The organism is Mycolicibacterium sp. CBM1, from assembly GCF_054073305.1.
The window spans coordinates 130,468-150,137 of record NZ_JBSXPP010000005.1 but is presented as its reverse complement, the minus strand read 5'-3'; the positions used below and the strand labels follow the sequence as shown (position 1 = coordinate 150,137).

The window sequence follows — 19,670 nt, the reverse complement described above, 5'->3', positions numbered from 1 at the left end:
CGACTCATGCATCGATGTCACGAAGCGCATCCCGCGCTCACCCGTAACAGCGCGACGGCGTGCGCGGGCAGCGCTGGCGCGAACAGGAAGCCGGACGTGGAAGTCGTGGATCCGGTCCACAGATTGTGCACGGTGTAGCAGGGTGCTGCCGGCAGCCCGATCTCGGCAGCACTGGTTCTCAGATCGACCGGCGCATCCGAAATGTTCAGCAGAGCAACGGCAACCGAGAAATCGGACAGCGGTTTGAACCAGATGTGTGGGTCATGATCAGCCATCGTGGGGCGAACCCGCAGCGGGTCGCGATCCACGTCGATGACTGCGCGATTGGTCAGGATCGCTGCCGTCTGCGGCGACATCGAGCGCAGGTCGTTACCGGCGATCAGTGGGGCCCCCAGCATGGCCCACAGCGAGAAGTGGGTACGTTGTTCATCCTCGGTCAGGCTGGGCTGGGCATCGGTGATCCACTGCAACGCAGCGGCCGGCATGGACAACATCGGCTTCAGCGCGGCGAGCATCTCCGGTGCCAGCGCCCCGGACTGGACGCTGTCGAGAATCAGTTTGCGGTGATTGTCGAAGAATTCCTTCCAGCTCACGCCGACCACAAGCATGTCGGGGTCGCCGCGATAGCTGATGTGGTCGGCTGCCGTCAGCGCCGCCGCGAATTGATCAGGCACGCCGTTGAATCCCCCGTGGACGAACGGGTCGTCGGGACCCTGGGGCGGCAGGACGTAACGCCACACCGGCAGGAGATCACCCGATGTGCGGACGACGTCGGCGACACCCGACCAGTCGTACCGGGTTCCTGCCGCCGGGTCGTCGGAGCTATTCGGGTTGATGCTGTAGACGATCTTGCGCCCGGTGGCGTCCAGCGCGGCACGCATCGCGCCGAACACGTTGACCTGGTCGTTGTGGTCGGCGTCGTTGCGGCACCAGTCGTACTTGAGGAAGTCCACGCCCCAGGCGGCAAACGTTGCAGCGTCGCGCTTTTCGTGCCCGAGGCTCGCCGTTGCCGTCCCCTGACCGCAGGTCTGGCCGAACGGGCTCGAGTACAGCCCGAACAGCAGACCCCGATCGTGGGCGTAGCGCACCACCGGGGCCAGGCCGTGGGGGAATCGGATCGGGTCGGCGACCAGGTCACCGTTGTCGTCGCGCGTCGCGGCGGCCCATCCGGCGTCGAGGTTGACGTAGCGGTAGCCCACGTCGCGCATTCCCGACGAGACCATCGCGTCGATGGTCTGCAACACCGACTGCTCGGTCAGCTCGATCCCGGAGTTCCACGAATTCCACCCCATGATCTGCTCGGGCGCGGTGACTGTGAGGTTCACCTGCCGCTCACATCCAGACGCGCTGACCGCGAAAGCGCCCGCCGCCGCGACGGCGGTGACGGTGGACAGAAATCGAGACAACCCGGTATCTCCTGTGCTCGAACGAACGGGTCGGGTGCCGCGTCGTCGCGCGTCAGACGTCGTTGGTATCGGAGACAGCCGCGGGCTGCACCGCGCGGTGGCGGGCCAGCGGGTTGAGGTGACGGTAGGGGTCGCTCTCCCTGATCTTGAGAAGGTCGGCGAGGATGCCCTCCAACGCGGTCTGGGTGGCTTTCTTGACCGACGAGATCCATTCGTCGTCGGAGACGCCCGTTGGTTTCGTCGTGTCGACCGGATCCCCGAACCTCAGGTACATCCGTTGCGGCGAGGGAATCAGGGTGGGGCCCCAGCCCAGGACAAGCGGCGTCATCACCATGTCCTGTTTGCCGCTGAGCTTCTCGCTGACGGTTCGGTTCAACCGTCCCAGGAGGCTGTCGCGGGTCACGATGCTGCGGTAGATGTCGTCACCGCCGACCAGGCCCATTGGCACAATCGGGTAGCCACCGGCGATGGCTTCGCGGGCGAAACCGGCACGGCGCTGCCACTTCAGCTGGTACTCCTCGCCCTTGAACTTGCCGATCTCGCGGCCGCCGCCGGGGAAGACCAGGATTGTCTCGTTGTGTCGCATGAGTTCCTGCGCCGACGCGGGTGAGCCGACGACGCCGCCGTAGGCGGCCATCAGGTCACCGACGACACCGCGTGCCCGGCCCATCCCCCGTTCGGCCAGCGGTCGTACCCGGCGGCCGAGGTGGCGGTACACAAAGTACGAGGACAGCATCACTTCGGCATTGGCCGTCTGGGTGTGGTTGCCTACCAACAGGAAACGTCCGTCGCGTGGAAGATTGTCCAGGCCGTCGACGTAGGGACGGTAGAGATCCATCGCGGGCCCGGCGAGGTCGGCCGCTGTTTTGAGTGCCTTTTTGAGGGTGCGTACTCGCGGCGATTGGTCGATGATCTTGTCGAGGTCGGCCACGGCGCTCATCGGGTGTGCTCCGCCGTCTTGTCGCTCGTGGGCCTGGAGAACACGGCCGTCATCGGCGCCCCGCCGAGTCTCGAAGACTGCTCGCGGAATTCGACGTTCATGTCTGGATCGGCCGCCTTGCCCAGGGCGCGCAGCGCCTCCGGTGAGTAGGCCCGCAGCATGCTGATGAACCCGTCGTGCATCACGGGGATGATCGAGGACGGGGGGATCAGAGCCAGCGACACCGGAGCCATGACCAGGGGAGTGAACAGCATGCCCACCGGTGACGACCGCTTGAGATCGACGACCAGGAATTTGGTGGCGACCCGCGTTGCCTCGGCGATCGCCCGATAGGCCGTCACCGGCGGAAGGTGGTGGAACGCGAGGGCGAACACCACGAGGTCGTAGGAGTTGTCAGCTGCGTCGATGGCCGTGGCATCGACCACCTGGGTGCGGGCACGAGGATTCTGGCCCAGCGGGCCGGCTGCCATGTTGGCCACCGAAGTCGCGTCGAGGTCGCTGGCGGTCACCGTCGCCTGCGGGTGCAGTTCCAAGATGCTCGCCGAGAGTTTGCCGTGTCCGGCGCCGAGCTCGAGGATGCGGGGGGCCTCGATGTCGCCGACCACCTCCAGCGCCAGCCGGGCGTGCTGCTCGTGCTGACCGGTCCTGGTGCCTATCGCGTCCAGCCCGGTGATCACCTTCTGCTTGAGCTCGTCGGCGACGTCGTCACGGTCGAGGTATTCCAGCGTGTCGGTTTGCAGCAGCCGGTCCAGCCACGAGGCGTTGGGGCCCCCGCGGGGCATCGTCGAGATGTCCGGCTCGAAAGTGTCTACGTTGGGCATGACGGCCTCCCTGGCTGCGAGTGCGATACGGCCAGGGTACCGAACGAACTAGTTCGTGTGTCTAAGTCTTGGCTGTGATTTCCGATACCGCCAACCGCGAACTCACGCCAGAGGGGTGCGTTGAACCGGTCGGCCACCCACTGCATGGAACGTTCCCCGTCCACGAAGTAGGGCAGCGGCGTGTTCACCGATGCCTTGTTGAGGAACGGCGGCTCCTCGTTGGTCCACAACTGCACGTCCGCCCCCAGCGAAGCCCATTGGTTGGCGAGATCCACCGACGCTTGGTACGGGTTGAACGTGTCATATCTGTTTATCGAGATATACACCGACCCAGTTGTTTTTAGTGTTCCGAGGTTCTGTGCAGCGAGCCGGCTCTTGGCCGGACCGCTGCCGAACAGCTGGGCCGGGTCGACGTTGAACCATCCGGTGTCGTCCGGGGAAATAGAAGTGCCGGAAACCGAAGTCGGCTACCGACTGCACCGGGCAGATGTAACTCGACCACTGCGCCATGTGCATCCCGCGGTCGGTCAGCGTCCCCATCAACAGCTACCTGTCCGCCGGTCAGCCAGCCCCAGAATGCCACCGTCCCATGGGGATCCGGTGAGATGTCGGGCAGCTGCATGGCCGCCTGGGCGGCGTCGAGCAGCCCGGTGCCGGCCGAGAGGCGGTTGGCGAACTGCGGCTCGCCCTGGGCTGTGCACACCCATGCCAACCCCGTCGCCGACGACCACGGCGTGGCCGCCGGCGACCATCGTGGCCAGGAACGAATCTTCGTAGTTGAAGGTCAGGTCGAAGCCCTGGAAGAAGTGGATGCCCTGGTCCATCAACCGCGCGCCGGAAGTGGTCGTGGAACTTAGCGGTGAACGCTTCATACGGGCTCGGCTTGCGCCTGATGTCCCCGAGCAGGCCCCAGGTTTTGGAAGCCCGGCGACACGCGGCGGCGGCCGCAACTAGGCCGGGACGAATTCCACGTCGGAAAGCGCCACGGCGTCATCGCGCGACGGAACGGTGACGGTACCGACGAAGCGGCCGTCCTCCTTCCAGATGCTGGCCTTGATGGTCTCGCCCGGGAATACCACCCCGGCGAAGCGCGCCCCGTAGGTCTTCACCTGGGCTGCATCGCCGTCCAGCAGCGTGTCGACCAGGGCCTTGCAGGTCATGCCGTAGGTGCACAACCCGTGCAGGATCGGTCGCGGAAAGCCTGCGGCGGAGGCGAATTCGGGATCCGAATGCAGAGGATTGCGGTCGCCGCACATTCGGTAGAGCAGCGCCTGCTGCGGTGACACCGCGATCGAGATCTCGTAATCCGGCGCACGATCCGGTGCCGCCACCGAGGTCGACGGGCCGCGCTCACCGCCGAAACCACCCTCGCCGCGGGCGAAGATCGACCGCTTGGTAGTCCACAGCAGGTTGCCCGCGGGATCGGTCACCGTCATCTCGCTGACGATGACCGCGGCCTTGCCCTTGTCCCAGATCTCGGTGAACTTCTGCACCGACCGCCCGGTGCCGCTGGGCGGCAGCGGCGCCGCCACCGTGACCGCCTCGCTGGCGTGCAGCACCTTGCTCAGCTCGATGTCGATGCCGGGGAACTTCACCGTCGGCGCCTCGGTCATGTGGAAGCTGGCCGCCACGCTGCTGAACGTCGGCAGCACCTGAGGGGTGCCGTCGGTCAGATAGCGCAATTCGCGCGGGTTCATCGGGTCCGAGCCCGCGCCCAGTCCCAGGTGGTAGAGCTGCACGTCGCTGCTCGTCCAGGAAAACTCGATCGGCTCCAGCTCAGCACCGAGCGCGACATCGAGATCGATTGGCATGTCATCCCTTCCCGGTGTCTGATGTCGCCGACCCAGCGGCTCCGGCGATGTCGAGTGCCGCCAGGTAGCCGAAGGTCATCGCCGGACCGATGGTGCCACCCGGGCCGGGATAGGTGTGCCCCATCACCGGGGAGCTGACGTTACCGGCGGCGTACAGCCCCTCGATCACCGAGCCGTCGTCACGCAGTGCCCGGCCGTTGACGTCGGTGCGGACACCGCCCTTGGTGCCCAGGTCGCCGGGTACTAGCTTCGCCGCGTAGAACGGTCCGTGCTTGATCTCGCCGAGGTTGGGATTGGGCTTGTTGGTGGGATCGCCGTAGTACCTGTCGTACGCGCTTTCGCCGCGATGGAAGTCCTCGTCGACGCCGCTGCGGGCGAACCCGTTGAACCGCTCAACCGTCGCCGAGAACGAATCGGCGGGCAGTCCGGTCTTCTCCGCGAGCTCGGCAAGGGTGTCGGCCTTGACGATCACGCCGGATTCCATCCACTTCTTCGGAATACGCTGTCCGGGCTGCAGTCCGGCGAAGATGTAGCGGTCACGGTACTGCTGGTCGAAGACCAGCCAGGCCGGCACGTTCTCACCGGGGCCGGAACCCTGGCCGTACTGGCCGCCGTACATGTGGTGGCAGGCCTCGACATACGGCATGGACTCGTTCATGAAGCGCTTGCCCGACATGTTGACGATGATCGAGCCGGGCGAGTTGCGCTCCGACAGCGCAAACCACGGCGCGCCGATCAGCGGGACAGTCGGTCCCCACCAGGCGTCCTCCATCAATTCCAGTGCCGCGCCGAGCTTCTCGGCGGCCACGATGCCGTCACCGGTGTTGGCGACCGCACCCACCGTCCACTCGGTGGTGATCGGCGCCCGCTGGTACTTGACGCGCATCTGCTCGTTGTGTTCGAAGCCGCCCGAGCCGAGGATCACCCCGCGGCGGGCTCGGATCAGTTGCGGGTCAGCGGCTTCAGGCCCGGTGGTGTCGCGGACGTAGACGCCGCGTACCACGCCGTCCTCCACGTAGAGGTCGGTCAGGGCGGTGTTCAGCAGCACCGGGACGCCGGCCTGGCGCAGCCCGATTCGCAGCGGCGCGATCAGGGCGCGGCCCATCCCCACCAGGTTCTTCCCGCGGGCGTTCGCCCACACGGTGCGCGCGCCGACCTTCAGGCTGCGCAGCACACCCCGGGGGTGGCGCTTGAGCTGATTGAGGCGCATGTAGTCCTGCTGCATGACAACGACATTGAGCGGCACCTTGCCGTATGCCGGCTCCAGGAACTTCTCGTCGGGTCCGAGCTTCTTGGCGTCGAACGGTTTCGGTTCGACCGAACGCCCGCCTGGTCGCCCGCCCGGTGCCTCGGGGTAGTAGTCCGAGTAGCCCGGCACCCAGCAAAGCTTGAGCGGGGTGTGCTTGAGCACGAACGAGAGCATCTCGGGCCCGCGCTCCAGATAGGTGTCGATCCGTTCCGGCTCGACCACGTCGCCGATGATGGTGTGTAGATAGGTGCGCGCGGCTTCCTTGGTGTCGGTGACACCATCGCGCTTGAGGATCTCGTTGTTGGGGATCCACACTCCGCCGCCCGATCGGGCCGTCGAGCCGCCGAAGTGCGGCGCCTTCTCGACGACGACCGCCGATAGTCCCTGGTGGGCGGCGGTGAGTGCGGCCACCATACCTGCGGCGCCGCTTCCGACGACGACGACGTCGAACTCCTGAGCTGTCATACTAGAACACGTTATAGAATTGCCCCGTCCGGGCGCTACTGACCCTGCCCTTCCGATCAGCGGAACGCTTACCCCACGGGGTTCCGGACAGCACTAGAATCACCCGCACCGGGTGCCGTTCGCCCCGGTCATGCCGAGAGGGGATTCCGGGTAATGCTGAGCGTTGTGACGCGTGAAGAGCTGGCCGCCGAACTGGCCGAGGCCGAGCGCAGCCGTGTCCCGATGACTCCGCTGACCGCCAATCACCCCGACATCGACGTGGTCGACGCCTACGAGATCCAGCTGATCAACATCCGCCAGCGGGTCGCCGAGGGCGCCCGGGTGGTGGGCCACAAGGTGGGCCTGTCCTCGGAGGCGATGCAGAAGATGATGGGCGTCGACGAGCCGGACTACGGCCATCTGCTCGCCGACATGGAGGTCTTCGAGGGCACCCCGGTGCCGGCCGGGCGCTTCCTGTACCCGCGGGTGGAGGTCGAAGTCGGGTTCATCCTCGCCGACGACCTGCCGGGAGCCGGCTGCACCGAGGACGACGTGCTGGCCGCCACCGCGGCGTTCGCGCCATCCATCGAACTGATCGACACCCGGATCAAGGACTGGAAGATCGCGTTGTGCGACACCATCGCCGACAACGCCTCGTCAGCCGGTTACGTGCTGGGCAAGGAGCGGGTCTCGCCCAAGGACGTGGACATCAGAGCCATCCAGGCCGTGTTGACCCGCAACGGTGAAGTTGTGGCCGAGGGCCGCAGCGACGCCGTGCTGGGCAATCCGGTCACCGCGGTGGCCTGGCTGGCCCGCAAGGTCGACAGTTTCGGCGTCCGCCTCAAAGCCGGTGACATCGTGTTGCCGGGTTCGTGCACTAGGGCCATCGACGCCCGCCCCGGCGACCAGTTCGTCGCCGACTTCACCGGTCTGGGTTCAGTCCGGTTGTCATTCGAGTAAGAGGAGCGTTCACATGGCCGCAACGGCCAAGAAGTCCGTCGCCATCGTCGGGTCGGGCAACATCAGCACCGATCTGCTCTACAAGCTGCTGCGCTCGGAGTGGCTGGAGCCGCGCTGGATGATCGGCATCGACCCGGCCAGCGAAGGCCTGGCGCGCGCCCGCAAGCTGGGCCTGGAGACCAGCCACGAAGGTGTCGACTGGCTGCTGGCGCAGTCGGAGAAGCCGGATCTGGTGTTCGAGGCGACCAGCGCCTACGTGCACAAGGCCGCCGCGCCGCGCTACGCCGAAGCCGGCATCCGCGCGATCGACCTGACCCCGGCCGCCGTCGGCCCCGGCGTCATCCCGCCGGCCAACCTGCGCGCGCACCTGGACGCACCCAACGTCAACATGGTCACCTGCGGCGGCCAGGCCACCATCCCGATGGTGTACGCGGTGAGCCGCGTTGTGGATGTGCCCTATGCCGAGATCGTGGCGTCGGTGTCGTCGGCCTCGGCCGGTCCGGGCACCCGCGCCAACATCGACGAGTTCACCAAGACGACCAGCGCGGGCGTCGAGGTCATCGGCGGCGCCAAACGCGGTAAGGCGATCATCATCCTCAACCCGGCCGATCCGCCGATGATCATGCGCGACACCATCTTCTGCGCGATCCCCGAGGACGCTGACCGGGACGCCATCGTCCAATCCATCAAGGACGTCGTGGCCGAGGTGCAAACCTACGTACCCGGGTACCGGTTGCTCAACGAGCCGCAGTTCGACGAACCGTCAGTCGTCAATGGGGGCAACTTCCTCGTCACCACGTTCGTGGAGGTCGAGGGCGCCGGCGACTACCTGCCGCCGTACGCGGGAAATCTCGACATCATGACCGCCGCGGCCACCAAGGTCGGCGAGGAGATCGCCAAAGAGCTGGCCGGCGTGGGGTCACTGTCTACATCGTCGTCTTCACTGGCAACAGGAGCGCAAGCATGAGTGCAGAAGTTTGGTTCGATGCCAGTTGGGACGTCCGGATGACGGACACCTCCCTGCGGGACGGCAGTCATCACAAGCGCCACCAGTTCACCAAGGACGAAGTCGGCGCCATCGTCGCCGCCCTGGACGCCGCAGGCGTGCCGGTGATCGAGGTGACCCACGGTGACGGGCTCGGCGGGTCCAGCTTCAACTACGGGTTCTCCAAGACCCCGGAGCAGGAGCTGATCAAGCTGGCCGCCGAGACGGCCAAGGAATCCAAGATCGCCTTCCTGATGCTGCCCGGCGTGGGCACCAAGGAAGACATCAAGGAAGCCCAGAACAACGGCGGCTCGATCTGCCGGATCGCCACCCACTGCACCGAGGCCGATGTCTCGATCCAGCACTTCGGGCTGGCCCGCGAACTCGGGCTGGAGACCGTCGGGTTCCTGATGATGAGCCACACGATCCCGCCGGAGAAGCTGGCCAAGCAGGCCCGGATCATGGCCGACGCCGGCTGCCAGTGCGTCTACGTCGTCGATTCGGCAGGTGCCCTGGTGCTTGAAGGCGTGGCCGATCGGGTGGCGGCGCTGGTCGCCGAACTCGGTGACGACGCCCAGGTCGGTTTTCACGGCCACGAAAACCTCGGGCTTGGCGTCGCGAACTCGATCGAGGCCGTCCGCGCCGGCGCCAAGCAGATCGACGGCAGCTGCCGCCGGTTTGGTGCCGGAGCGGGCAACGCACCGGTGGAGGCCCTGATCGGGGTGTTCGACAAGATCGGCGTCAAGACCGGCATCGACTTCTTCGACATCGCCGACGCCGCCGAAGAGGTCGTCGCCCCGGCCATGCCGGCCGAGTGCCTGCTCGACCGCAATGCGCTGATCATGGGCTACTCCGGGGTGTACTCCAGCTTCCTCAAGCACGCCATCCGCCAGTCCGAGCGCTACGGTGTGCCGGCCCATCAGCTGTTGCACCGGGCCGGGCAGCGCAAGCTCATCGGCGGCCAGGAGGATCAGCTGATCGACATCGCGCTGGAGATCCAGCGCGAGCAGGCTGCCGGCGGGCAGGAGCGCAGCGACTCGGGGACTGCTTCAGCGGCCGCCAAGTAGCGTGTCACTGCCCCCGGGCACGATTGGGGGCATGACCACACGAGCCGACGCCCAGGCCATCCTCGAACAGTTGGCGGGCCCCGCGGCGGTGCTGCGTGACGACCAGTGGACGGCCATCGAAGCGCTGGTAGTGCAGCGCCGCCAGGCGCTGGTCGTGCAGCGCACCGGGTGGGGCAAGTCGGCGGTGTACTTCATCGCCGCCAAGCTGCTGCGCGAGCGGGGGCGCGGTGCGACGGTCATCGTGTCGCCGCTGCTGGCGTTGATGCGCAACCAGGTCGCCGCGGCCCACCGTGCCGGCGTGCGCGCGGCCACCATCAACTCGGGCAACGTCACCGAGTGGGACGAGATTCACCAGCGGGTCAATGCCGGTGACCTCGACGTCCTGCTGGTCAGTCCGGAACGGCTGAACAACCCCGACTTCCGTGACACCGTGCTGCCGGCGCTGGCCGCCGATGCGGGACTGGTGGTGGTCGATGAGGCGCACTGTGTCTCGGACTGGGGTCACGACTTCCGGCCCGATTATCGGCGGATCCGGACCTTGATCGCCGAACTCGGTTCGGACGTTCCAGTGTTGGCGACCACCGCCACCGCCAATGACCGGGTCGTCAACGATGTCGCGGCCCAACTTGGAGTCGGCGGCCGAGACACACTGGTGCTGCGCGGCGGGCTCGACCGGGAGTCGCTGCGGTTGTCGGTGGTTTCGGCCGGCGGCGGTGCGCAGCGCACGGCCTGGCTGGCCGAGCACCTGGATTCGCTGCCCGGTTCGGGGATCGTCTACACGCTGACCGTCGCCCAGGCGCACGACGTGGCCGCACTGCTGCGCGAGCGTGGCCATGAGGTGGCCGCCTATACCGGGTCGACGGAAACCGCTGAGCGCGAACAACTCGAGGCCGATCTGCTCGGTAACCGGGTGAAGGCGCTGATCGCCACCTCGGCACTGGGGATGGGATTCGACAAACCGGACCTCGGCTTCGTCGTGCACCTCGGAGCGCCGTCCTCGCCGATCGCGTACTACCAGCAGGTCGGGCGTGCCGGCCGCTCGACGGACAGTGCCGAGGTGGTGCTGCTGCCCGGCCGGGAGGACCAGGACGTGTGGCGGTACTTCGCGTCGGTGGCATTTCCCTCGGAAGCCATTGTGCGCACCGTGATCCGGGAGCTGGATGGCGAGCGTCCGCTGTCGACGCCCGCGCTGGAGCCGCTGGTCGACCTGGGCCGCACTCGGTTGGAGATGGTGCTCAAGGTGCTCGATGTCGACGGTGCGGTGCGACGGGTCAAGGGCGGATGGGTGGGTACCGGCCAACCCTGGGACTACGACGAGGCCCGGTACCGCCAGCTCGACGAGGCCCGCCGTCGTGAGCAGCAGGCGATGCTCGACTACCAGAGCACCGACGAATGCCGAATGACGTTCCTGCGCAGGCAACTCGACGACCCCGACCTCACCGACGGCGAGCGGTGCGGCCGCTGTGACAACTGCGCGGGTGCCCGCTACGGTGCCGCGGTGAACGACGATGCGGCGGCGCTTGTTCAGGAACGGCTGATGCGTCCCGGCGTGGAGATCACCCCGCGCAAACAGTGGCCATCCGGGCTGAACAAGCTCAGCGTCGCCCTGAGCGGGCGCATCACCGACGGTCCCGATCCGGGCCGGGCGATCGGGCGACTGACCGACCTCGGGTGGGGTCCCCGGTTGCGACGCCTGCTCGACGAACCCGACGCCGACGCGCCACCCGATCTGGTGCAGGCCGCGGTGAAGGTGCTCGCCGCCTGGAACTGGTCGACCCGACCGACCGCGGTGCTGGCCCTGGACTCGGCCACGCATCCGGTGCTGATCGCCTCCCTCGCGCGTGAGCTGGCCCGGCTCGGCCGGTTGAGCGACCTCGGCGTACTGCACTATGCCGCTGGGCACCGGCCGGTCACCGCGGCGAATTCCGCCTACCGGGTCGCCGCCCTCGACGGTGCGTGGTCGGTCCCGGATCCGTCGGCCATCGCGGCCGGGGGTGGGCCGGTGCTGCTCGTCGACGATCTGACCGACACCGGGTGGACATTGACGATGGCTGCCCGGGTGGTGCGAGACGCCGGCGCACCCGCGGTGCTGCCGTTCGTGCTGGCCGCTACCAGCTGATCGTCATCGGCGAGCTGTGGTCAGCCCCACGCCGGCTTGGAACCGCCGAGCTGGGCGGTCAGGGCGTCGGCACCGGCCACCAATCCGCGTGCGTGCTTGGCGATTTCGGCGTCCGTCAGTGCCCTGCCGATCTGTAGTGAAACCGTCATCGCCTGCCGGTGGTGGTGGTCGTAGACCGGTGCGGAGATGACGCTGACGTCGTGGCGCTGACGGGGTCCGGACACGTCCGACTCACTGCGCAGGTAGACCCGCTCGCCGATGTCGGAGATGAGTTCGCCCAGCAAAGCGCGCAATTCGTCGGGCAGGGTGCTCGACATGCCGGCCATCATCGCGTAGAGCCGTCGCCCCGCCGGCGTGAGGCGCTCGACCAGATACCCCGATGTCCGGCATTCGGCGACCACCCGGTCCAGGCGCTGGGTGTCGGTGCGCAGCGGGATAGTCGGTGTCTTGTTCAGCCAGGTGCGCAGGGCCTCGTCGTCCCACAACACGAACATCAGACCGACCGGTGGGGCGAACGGGTAGCTCTGACCGACCCGCACCCCGACGTCGGAGCCGGGTGGCCCCACCAGTTCCAGCAGCGTGATGCGGTCGTCGACCACCGCGGCCAGCGCCGCCGTGGTGGTGAACGTACTGGACAGCCGGGTCAACTCGGAGCGGGCGGCGGGGTTGACCCGCAGCGATTCCTGGGCGATGTGGCCCAGCGTGATCAGGCTGGGCCCGAGCCGGTAGGTCTTGTCGGTGGCGTCGCGAACCAGGTATCCGGACTCGGCCAACGTCGTCACGATCCCGAGGCAGGTCGGCTTGGCGAGGTCGAGCCGGCGGGCCAGTTCCGAGAGGCCGAAGCGGTCGTGCGGGTGCTTGGCCAGGAAGTCCAGGATGGCCACCACCCGCTGGGTGGGGGGCGACGACCGACCTGACGTGTGCGGCTCCGGCATTGCAAAATCCTACCTGCTCGGTCCAGATATGGACCGCGGCGTGGTTGACGCAACATTAGAACGCGTTCTAGTCTCTGTTCACAGAACGTACCGATGCGGTCCAATATTGAAACAATGAAACGCGAGGCGGTCGATGTACACGCAACCCCTGGCCGAGGCTATAGCCGAGGCGGAACGGCTCGTCGCCGAAGCGCCGTTCATTGAGACCGAGGCCGACCTGCTGGAGGGTCTGCAGTATCTGGCCGGTTGTGTCGCGGCGTGCACCCATGTCGCCTTCGACTACGACCGCGACCATCCGTTCCTGCACTCCGGTACCGGACCGTTCACCAAGATGGGCCTGGACAACCCGGACACCATGTACTTCGGCACCCGAGTCGTAGCCGGCCACGAGTACGTCGTCACCGGCACCCGGGGCACCACCACCGACGTCAGCTTCCAGCTGCTCGGCGGTGAATACACCGACGACAACGTGCCGGACAGCGAGACCGCGTTCGACGACCGCAAGCTCGACATCGCCGCCGACGGCACCTTCGAATGGCGCTTCACCCCGAAGAGCAATGCGCAGCTGGTCATTCGCGAGGTCTACAACGACTGGTCGGCGCAGCGCGGCAGCTTTGCCATCGCGCGTACCGACACCGCGGGTACCGCGCCGCCGCCGCTGTCCAAGGAACTCATCGAAAAGCGTTGGGCAACAGCTGGTAAGCAGCTGGTGCAACGCGTCAAGACGTGGCTGCAGTTCCCCAAGTGGTTCTACGACAACCTGCCGGTGAACACGCTGACCGCCCCGCGGCTCACGCCGGGTGGGCTGGCCACCCAGTACTCCTCGGTGGGGCATTACGACCTCGCGCCCGATCAGGCGCTGATCCTCACGTTGCCGGTGACCGACGCCCCCTACCTGGGCTTCCAGTTGGGCAGCCTGTGGTACATCTCGCTGGACTACATCAACCATCAGACCTCGTTGAACGGCACTCAGGCGCAGGCAGATCCGGACGGCAAGATCAGAATCGTGGTCGCCGACGCGAATCCGGGCGTTACCAACTGGGTCGAGACGCTCGGACACGGCAAGGGATATCTGCAGTTCCGCTGGCAGCGGGTGTCGCGGGAGCTCACCGAGGCAGACGGCCCCGCCTTGGAACTGGTGGACCTCGACTCCGTCGCGGGCGCGCTGCCCTACTACGAACACAACAAGATCTCCGAAGAAGGCTGGCGTGAGCGGATCGCCCTGCGCCAGAAGCTCATTGGCAACAGGATGGTGGGATAAGGTCATGGCGGGCTTGCTGGAGAACAAAGTCGTGGTGATCAGTGGCGTCGGTCCGGCGCTGGGAACGACGCTGGCGCGCCGATGTGCCGAGGAGGGCGCTGACCTGGTGCTGGCGGCACGCACCGTCTCCCGCCTCGAGGACGTAGCCAAGCAGATCACCGATCTCGGCCGGCAGGCGGTGTCGATCGGCACCGATATCACCGACGACGCGCAGGTGGACAACCTGGTCGCGGAGACGCTGAACGCCTACGGCAAGGTCGACGTCCTGATCAACAACGCGTTCAAGGTGCCGTCGATGAAGCCGTTCGGGAACACCTCGTTCGACCACATCCGGGACACGCTGGAACTCACCGTGCTGGGTGCGCTGCGGATGATTCAGGGGTTCACCCCGGCGCTGACCGAAGCCAAAGGATCGGTGGTCAACGTGAATTCGATGGTCGTCCGCCATTCCGACCCCAAGCAGGGCGCCTACAAGATGGCCAAGGCGGCATTGCTGGCCATGTCGGAGTCGCTGGCCAGCGAGCTCGGTCCGCAGGGTATCCGGGTGAACTCCGTTCTTCCCGGCTATATCTGGGGTGGCACATTGCAGGGCTACTTCGAACATCAAGCCGGCAAGTACGGCACCACCGTCGACGAGATCTACAAGGCCGCCGCGGTCAACAGCGATCTCAAGCGGCTGCCCACCGAGGACGAGGTGGCCTCGGCGATCCTGTTCATGGCCAGCGACCTGTCCAACGGCATCACCGGCCAGACGCTGGACGTGAACTGCGGGGAGTACCACAACTGATGGTGGGAGCGAGTGAGGATCGCAGCGAGGTACGAGCGAGGACCGGAGCCAGTGAGGTGAAAGAACTATGAGTGACTTTCTCAGCGTCGAAAGCCTGCTCGCGTCGGCCAGCAAGGCCACCGGGATGGACGACTTCGGCACCGACGACGACAACTACCGAGAAGCGCTGGGTGTGCTGCTGGAATCGTTTCGCACCGAGGCCGACCTCACCGAGCTCGGCAGCAAGATGCACCGGTTCTTCGTGCGCAATGCGCTGGTGGCCAGGCTCCTGTCCGAGGCGGCCTTCAAACAGTATCCGCAGCACACCGACGTGCCGATCGAGCGGCCGATCTTCGTGACCGGCCTGCCGCGCACCGGTACCACGGCGCTGCACCGGTTGTTGTGCGGCGACCCCCGCCATCAGGGGCTGGAATTGTGGCTCGCGGAGTTCCCCCAGCCCCGCCCGCCACGCGAAACCTGGCCGCAGAATCCCGTTTTCGCCGAGCTCGACGCCCGGTTCAAGAAGGCCCACGACGAGAACCCCGACTACACCGGCCTGCACTACATGACCGCCGACGAGGTGGAGGAGTGCTGGCAGCTGTTGCGGCAGTCGCTGCACTCGGTTTCCTACGAGACACTAGCCCATGTGCCGACGTATGCGCAGTGGCTGGCCCGCCAGGACTGGACGAAGTCGTACCTGCGGCATCGCAAGAACTTGCAGCTGATCGGACTCAACGAACCCGAGAAGCGCTGGGTGCTCAAGAATCCCAGTCATCTGTTCGCACTCGACGCGGTGTTCGCCGCATACCCCGACGCGTTGGTCATCCAGTGTCATCGCCCGGCCGAGACGATCATGGCCTCGATGTGCTCGCTGGCCCAGCACACCACCACAGGCTGGTCGAATACCTTCAAAGGCGATGTCATCGGTGCCGATTCGCTGGAGACCTGGTCGCGCGGTCTGGAACGATTCAACACCGAACGGGCCAAGCATGATTCGGCGCAGTTCTACGACGTCGACTACTTCGAGCTGATCCGTGAGCCGATCCGCACGGTGGAGAAGATCTACGCGGCCTTCGGCATCGAGATGACCGATGACGCCCGTGCGGCGATCCAGGCCACCGACGAGGAGAGCAAGCAGGGCCCGAGGGCGCCCAAGCACACCTACTCGCTGGCCGACTACGGGTTGACCGAGGAGCAGGTCAAGGAGCGCTTCCAGGGGCTGTAGTTCTGCGCCGAGATCGACGAAATGCAGCGATGTACTCGCACTTTCGCGGCGAAGTGTCGGTTTGGGCGGGGGAGGGCAGGCTAGCCGTCGCCGGGGGCGGGAGCACTGGAGTACTCCTCCAGACAGCCTTCGGCGACAGCGTGCTTGATGCTGTCCGACAGCTTGGGACATGACCGGGTTCGGGCACTCGACCCACCGGAGGCCCGGATCTCGGCGAAATAGGCGCAGCGCTGCTGAGCCTCGCCGCTCCACTGCACCGCGGTGTGCGCGACGCCGAGCTTCTTGACCTTCACCGCGACATGGCAGTACCGGCAGTCGACGTCGACCAGGCCGGCGGACAGATACCGTTCGCGGTCGCGGCGAGTGGCCTCGTGCACGGCGGCGGCTCGGTCGGGGTCGGACGCGAAGTCCGGTGCCTTAGACCAGGATCCGGGCGCGCCCTCGTCGTGTGAGTGCGGCTCGTCGTGCTCGTGTACGCCGAGCAGCTCGAGCATGGACCGCGCCAGATCGTCGACGTCGGGCGATTCCTCGGGGCTCATAGTCACACCTGGGTCGGCTGTCCTTCGGAATCGGCCTGTTTCTTGAGGTTTTCCTGCACCTCGACCCGCCACTTCTCGTTGGCCGGTGCGGTGTCGACCTCCAACTCGAAGCGGTCGGTCATGTCCGGCGTCACGTCGGCGACGTCGACGTAGAACTGCTGATACCAGCGGCGCATCTGGTACACCGCGCCGTCTTCCTCGACGAGCAGCGGATTGTCGATGCGGGTCTTGTGCTTCCAGATCTCGACGTCCTGCAGGAAGCCTTTGCTGACACCGGTGACCATGGCATCGGAAAGCTTCTCGCTCATCGAATCGTCCATGCCCTTGGGCTTCTCGACGATCACGCCCCACTGCAACACGAATGAGTCCTGTGTGACCGGGTAGTGGCAGTTGATCAGGATCGACTCGGCCTTGAAGCCGCCGTAGTTGTTGTGCAGCCAGTTGATCATGAAAGACGGCCCGAAGTACGACGCCTCGGAATCCAGGTGCGACTCGGTATAGGCCGAGCCACCCAGGGTGACGTCGGGCCGCCCGACGTTGTGCAGGTACTGCGAGGCGATGTGGCCTTCGAAGACGTTCTTGAAGTAGGTCGGCAGACCGAAGTGGATGTAGAAGAAGTGCGCCATGTCGGTGACGTTGTCGACGATCTCGCGGCAGTTGGATCCCTCGATCAGCATCGAGTTCCACTTCCAGTCGGTCCACTCGCCGCCGGTGTACTCCGGGATCTCCGGGATCCGCACCTCGGGCTGCGGGGGATTGCCCTCGTGGTCGTGCCAGACGAAGAGCAGCCCGCTGCGCACGTCGGTCTCCCAGGACCGGGTGCGCGCGAGCCGTGGGGTGCGCTTGGCGTACGGCACCAGCTTGCAGCGCCCGTCACCACCCCAGCGCCAGTCGTGGAATGGGCAGGCCAGCGCATCGTCCTTGACGGTGCCCTGCGACAGGTCGCCGCCGAGGTGTCGGCAGTAGGCGTCCAGGACATGCAGCTCGTCCTTGGAGTCGGCGAACACCACCAGTTTCGTGCCGAACGCCTCGATCGGATGGGGCTGGCCGTCGAGGAAGTTCGTGACCGGTCCCAGGCAATGCCAGCCCCGGGCGTACCGGTCCGGCAGGGTGCCGGTGTCGATCTCGCGAATGCCGGTTGTCACCTGGACGCCTCCACTCAATAGTGTTCTAACTAGAACACGTTACAGTTTTTTCGTGGGATCGCGCAACGAGAGCTGCGCTTACCTGCGGATTGCCTAGTGGCTTGCGGTATATCTGGACGATGCCGCTGTATTCGTTCGAAGGCCGGTCACCCAGGGTGGACCCGACCGCCTTCGTCGCGCCGACGGCCGTGCTGATCGGCGATGTGACGGTGCAGGCCGGCGCCTCGGTGTGGTTCAACACGGTACTGAGGGGTGACTTCGCGCCGATCGTGGTCCGGGAGGGCGCCAATGTCCAGGACGGGTCGGTGCTGCACGCGCCGCCGGGCATCCCGGTCGACGTCGGCCCCGGCGCGACGATCGCCCACATGTGCACTGTCCACGGGGCGCATCTTGGTGCGCACGCGGTGATCGCCAACCACTGCACGGTGCTCGACGGTGTGGTCATCGGGGCTCGCAGCATGATCGCCGCCCACTCGCTGGTGGTCGGCGGCACCCGGATCCCCGACGAGGTGTTGGTGGCCGGGGCGCCCGCGACGGTACGGGGCCCGATCGCCGGCACCGGTGCGGAGGTGTGGGTGAACCTCAACCCGAAGGCGTACCAGGACCTCGCCCAGCGTTATCGGACGGGATTCGGTCCCGTCGAGTGATGCAGCGGTAGCCGAGAGGCCGGCGACAACAGGTTTATAGTGGACAGAGTGTTCACAAAATCCGCAGCCGGGATCCTCCCGATGAGCGTGCCGGCCACGCATCGGCCGCTGCCATCACCGCAGCGCGCCGGGACCTCGCGCGCCTGGCTGCGGGCGGCGGCAGCGACCTTCGCTATCGCCTGGGGCGGCAACGAGTTCACTCCGCTACTGGTGATGTACCGCCAGGCGCACGGGTTTTCGGCGATCACCGTCGACGTCCTGCTGTTCGCCTACGTTCTGGGCATCGTGCCCGCGCTCCTGATCGGCGGTCCGTTGTCCGACCGGTTCGGGCGGCGGCCGCTGATGCTGCCGGCGCCCCCGCTGGCCGCCGCGGGGTCCCTGCTGCTGGCGCTCGGTGCGACCTCCGTGCCCCTGCTGATCGCCGGCCGGGTGCTCAGCGGTGTCGCGCTGGGTCTGGCCATGGCGGTCGGTGGGAGCTGGATCAAGGAACTGTCGTCGCCGCCGTGGGGTGACGGCACCGGTGGTGTCCGGCGCGCGGCGATGAGCCTGACGGCCGGATTCGCTGCCGGTGCGGGAGTCGCCGGGGTGCTCGCCCAATGGGCGCCGTGGCCCGGCTCGCTGCCGTACGCGGTCAACGTCGTACTGGCGCTGGCCGCGGGGGTGGCCGTCGCCGGGGCGCCGGAGACGCGGGCGGGGCGCCGCGACGACCGGCCGCTGCGGGCCGACCTGAGGATTCCCTCGGCGGCGCACCGCCGGTTCGTGTTCGTCACCATGCCGTTGGCGCCCTGGGTGTTCGGCGCCGCCGCCTCCGCGTACGCGGTGATGCCGGCCTTGATGGCCGACCGTGTCGGCCGCGCGCCGGTGGCGTTCTCGGCGCTGCTGTGCGTGGTGACGCTCGGCTGCGGATTCGTCGTCCAGTCCCTCGGCCGTCGGGTCGACGCCCCAGGCGGGGTGCGCGCGGTGGTTGTCGCCCTGGCCCTGCTGGTGGCGGGCATGGCGCTGGCAGCGTGGGCCGCGGCACATCTGAGTGTGTGGACCGCGTTGCCGGCGGCGGCCCTGCTGGGATGCGGGTATGGCATGGCGCTGGTCGCCGGCCTGCAGGAGGTGCAGCGCATCGCCGGGCCGGACGACCTGGCCGGGCTGACCGCGGTGTTCTACGGCATCAGCTATCTGGGCTTCGGTGTGCCGGTGGTGTTGGCCGTGGCCGCGCAGGCACTGCCCGGGGTGCTGACCTACCCGGCGATGTTCGGCGCCGGTGCGGTGGCTGCGGCGGTATGCCTGGCGGTGGTGACAGCCGGGCACCGGGCATACCGACCGGCCCTGTCCGCACCGCCCCCCTCCCTATGATCA

The 19,670-nt window shown here is 66.9% G+C and carries 18 protein-coding genes; 9 read left to right on the top strand and 9 right to left on the bottom strand.

The features are described 5' to 3' along the window. Positions 1-17: 17 nt before the first annotated feature. The 6 genes from ACXDF8_RS08780 to kstD form a co-directional block, all read right to left on the bottom strand. Positions 18-1,406, bottom strand: coding sequence for a glycoside hydrolase family 27 protein (locus tag ACXDF8_RS08780; protein WP_457222862.1), 1,389 nt, complete (start codon positions 1,404-1,406; stop codon positions 18-20). 52 nt (positions 1,407-1,458) lie between these two features. Continuing rightward, positions 1,459-2,346 carry a lysophospholipid acyltransferase family protein gene (locus ACXDF8_RS08775; RefSeq protein ID WP_457222861.1) on the bottom strand — a complete coding sequence of 296 codons (888 nt, stop codon included), beginning with the start codon at positions 2,344-2,346 and terminating at the stop codon, positions 1,459-1,461. Continuing rightward, positions 2,343-3,167 carry a class I SAM-dependent methyltransferase gene (locus ACXDF8_RS08770; protein ID WP_457222860.1) on the bottom strand — a complete coding sequence of 275 codons (825 nt, stop codon included), beginning with the start codon at positions 3,165-3,167 and terminating at the stop codon, positions 2,343-2,345. The genes ACXDF8_RS08775 and ACXDF8_RS08770 overlap by 4 nt, the downstream gene beginning before the upstream one ends. Positions 3,168-3,706: 539 nt before the next feature. Further along, positions 3,707-4,039 carry a hypothetical protein gene (locus ACXDF8_RS08765; protein WP_457222859.1) on the bottom strand — a complete coding sequence of 111 codons (333 nt, stop codon included), beginning with the start codon at positions 4,037-4,039 and terminating at the stop codon, positions 3,707-3,709. 78 nt (positions 4,040-4,117) lie between these two features. Further along, positions 4,118-4,978, bottom strand: a complete 861-nt coding sequence (locus ACXDF8_RS08760) for an enoyl-CoA hydratase ChsH3 (RefSeq protein WP_457222858.1) — start codon at positions 4,976-4,978, stop codon at positions 4,118-4,120. A 1-nt stretch (position 4,979) separates the two neighbouring features. After that, positions 4,980-6,692, bottom strand: a complete 1,713-nt coding sequence (kstD, locus tag ACXDF8_RS08755) for a 3-oxosteroid 1-dehydrogenase (protein ID WP_457222857.1) — start codon at positions 6,690-6,692, stop codon at positions 4,980-4,982. Between the two features lie 153 nt (positions 6,693-6,845). Between kstD and ACXDF8_RS08750 the strand changes: the two genes are divergently transcribed. The 4 genes from ACXDF8_RS08750 to ACXDF8_RS08735 are packed head-to-tail and all read left to right on the top strand — an operon-like array spanning position 6,846 to position 11,802. Next, positions 6,846-7,631, top strand: coding sequence for a 2-keto-4-pentenoate hydratase (locus ACXDF8_RS08750; RefSeq protein ID WP_457222856.1), 786 nt, complete (start codon positions 6,846-6,848; stop codon positions 7,629-7,631). 13 nt (positions 7,632-7,644) lie between these two features. Then, positions 7,645-8,598 (top strand): acetaldehyde dehydrogenase (acetylating), encoded by a 954-nt coding sequence (locus ACXDF8_RS08745; RefSeq protein ID WP_457222855.1) that lies wholly within the window; start codon positions 7,645-7,647, stop codon positions 8,596-8,598. Then, complete coding sequence (dmpG, locus tag ACXDF8_RS08740; RefSeq protein WP_457222854.1) at positions 8,595-9,683, top strand: 4-hydroxy-2-oxovalerate aldolase; 1,089 nt, start codon at positions 8,595-8,597, stop codon at positions 9,681-9,683. The genes ACXDF8_RS08745 and dmpG overlap by 4 nt, the downstream gene beginning before the upstream one ends. Before the next feature lie 31 nt (positions 9,684-9,714). Then, on the top strand, positions 9,715-11,802 hold the full coding sequence (locus tag ACXDF8_RS08735; RefSeq protein WP_457222853.1) for a RecQ family ATP-dependent DNA helicase: 2,088 nt from the start codon (positions 9,715-9,717) through the stop codon (positions 11,800-11,802). Between the two features lie 20 nt (positions 11,803-11,822). On the opposite strand, the gene ACXDF8_RS08730 is transcribed toward ACXDF8_RS08735, so the two are convergent. Then, entirely contained in the window at positions 11,823-12,737 is a 915-nt protein-coding gene (locus tag ACXDF8_RS08730) for an IclR family transcriptional regulator (protein ID WP_457222852.1), read from the bottom strand. 133 nt (positions 12,738-12,870) lie between these two features. On the opposite strand from ACXDF8_RS08730, the gene ACXDF8_RS08725 reads away from it, so the two are divergent. The 3 genes from ACXDF8_RS08725 to ACXDF8_RS08715 all read left to right on the top strand — a co-directional run bounded on the left by ACXDF8_RS08725 (position 12,871) and on the right by ACXDF8_RS08715 (position 15,989). Further along, positions 12,871-13,998 (top strand): hypothetical protein, encoded by a 1,128-nt coding sequence (locus tag ACXDF8_RS08725; RefSeq protein ID WP_457222851.1) that lies wholly within the window; start codon positions 12,871-12,873, stop codon positions 13,996-13,998. A gap of 4 nt (positions 13,999-14,002) precedes the next feature. Then, positions 14,003-14,785 (top strand): SDR family oxidoreductase, encoded by a 783-nt coding sequence (locus ACXDF8_RS08720; RefSeq protein WP_457222850.1) that lies wholly within the window; start codon positions 14,003-14,005, stop codon positions 14,783-14,785. Between the two features lie 67 nt (positions 14,786-14,852). Beyond that, positions 14,853-15,989, top strand: a complete 1,137-nt coding sequence (locus ACXDF8_RS08715; RefSeq protein ID WP_457222849.1) for a sulfotransferase family protein — start codon at positions 14,853-14,855, stop codon at positions 15,987-15,989. A gap of 80 nt (positions 15,990-16,069) precedes the next feature. On the opposite strand, the gene ACXDF8_RS08710 is transcribed toward ACXDF8_RS08715, so the two are convergent. Next, a complete protein-coding gene (locus ACXDF8_RS08710; RefSeq protein ID WP_457222848.1) occupies positions 16,070-16,528 on the bottom strand; it encodes a hypothetical protein in 459 nt (152 codons plus the stop codon). Positions 16,529-16,530: 2 nt separating this feature from the next. Then, a complete protein-coding gene (locus ACXDF8_RS08705) occupies positions 16,531-17,673 on the bottom strand; it encodes a 3-ketosteroid-9-alpha-monooxygenase, oxygenase component (protein ID WP_457222847.1) in 1,143 nt (380 codons plus the stop codon). A 119-nt stretch (positions 17,674-17,792) separates the two neighbouring features. Between ACXDF8_RS08705 and ACXDF8_RS08700 the strand changes: the two genes are divergently transcribed. Both ACXDF8_RS08700 and ACXDF8_RS08695 read left to right on the top strand, forming a co-directional pair. Beyond that, entirely contained in the window at positions 17,793-18,320 is a 528-nt protein-coding gene (locus tag ACXDF8_RS08700; RefSeq protein WP_457222846.1) for a gamma carbonic anhydrase family protein, read from the top strand. A gap of 81 nt (positions 18,321-18,401) precedes the next feature. Continuing rightward, complete coding sequence (locus tag ACXDF8_RS08695; protein WP_457223051.1) at positions 18,402-19,667, top strand: MFS transporter; 1,266 nt, start codon at positions 18,402-18,404, stop codon at positions 19,665-19,667. The last annotated feature ends 3 nt before the right edge of the window (positions 19,668-19,670 follow it).

What these genes read in the sequence shown, in the direction of transcription:
- ACXDF8_RS08700 (WP_457222846.1), top strand. Translation starts at nt 17,793, where the DNA reads ATGCCGCTGTATTCGTTCGAAGGCCGGTCACCCAGGGTGGACCCGACC.
- ACXDF8_RS08720 (WP_457222850.1), top strand. Translation starts at nt 14,003, where the DNA reads ATGGCGGGCTTGCTGGAGAACAAAGTCGTGGTGATCAGTGGCGTCGGT.
- ACXDF8_RS08770 (WP_457222860.1), bottom strand. Translation starts at nt 3,167, where the DNA reads ATGCCCAACGTAGACACTTTCGAGCCGGACATCTCGACGATGCCCCGC.
- ACXDF8_RS08725 (WP_457222851.1), top strand. Translation starts at nt 12,871, where the DNA reads ATGTACACGCAACCCCTGGCCGAGGCTATAGCCGAGGCGGAACGGCTC.
- ACXDF8_RS08760 (WP_457222858.1), bottom strand. Translation starts at nt 4,978, where the DNA reads ATGCCAATCGATCTCGATGTCGCGCTCGGTGCTGAGCTGGAGCCGATC.
- kstD (WP_457222857.1), bottom strand. Translation starts at nt 6,692, where the DNA reads ATGACAGCTCAGGAGTTCGACGTCGTCGTCGTCGGAAGCGGCGCCGCA.
- ACXDF8_RS08735 (WP_457222853.1), top strand. Translation starts at nt 9,715, where the DNA reads ATGACCACACGAGCCGACGCCCAGGCCATCCTCGAACAGTTGGCGGGC.
- ACXDF8_RS08710 (WP_457222848.1), bottom strand. Translation starts at nt 16,528, where the DNA reads ATGAGCCCCGAGGAATCGCCCGACGTCGACGATCTGGCGCGGTCCATG.
- dmpG (WP_457222854.1), top strand. Translation starts at nt 8,595, where the DNA reads ATGAGTGCAGAAGTTTGGTTCGATGCCAGTTGGGACGTCCGGATGACG.
- ACXDF8_RS08715 (WP_457222849.1), top strand. Translation starts at nt 14,853, where the DNA reads ATGAGTGACTTTCTCAGCGTCGAAAGCCTGCTCGCGTCGGCCAGCAAG.
- ACXDF8_RS08745 (WP_457222855.1), top strand. Translation starts at nt 7,645, where the DNA reads ATGGCCGCAACGGCCAAGAAGTCCGTCGCCATCGTCGGGTCGGGCAAC.
- ACXDF8_RS08750 (WP_457222856.1), top strand. Translation starts at nt 6,846, where the DNA reads ATGCTGAGCGTTGTGACGCGTGAAGAGCTGGCCGCCGAACTGGCCGAG.
- ACXDF8_RS08730 (WP_457222852.1), bottom strand. Translation starts at nt 12,737, where the DNA reads ATGCCGGAGCCGCACACGTCAGGTCGGTCGTCGCCCCCCACCCAGCGG.
- ACXDF8_RS08695 (WP_457223051.1), top strand. Translation starts at nt 18,402, where the DNA reads ATGAGCGTGCCGGCCACGCATCGGCCGCTGCCATCACCGCAGCGCGCC.
- ACXDF8_RS08775 (WP_457222861.1), bottom strand. Translation starts at nt 2,346, where the DNA reads ATGAGCGCCGTGGCCGACCTCGACAAGATCATCGACCAATCGCCGCGA.
- ACXDF8_RS08765 (WP_457222859.1), bottom strand. Translation starts at nt 4,039, where the DNA reads ATGAAGCGTTCACCGCTAAGTTCCACGACCACTTCCGGCGCGCGGTTG.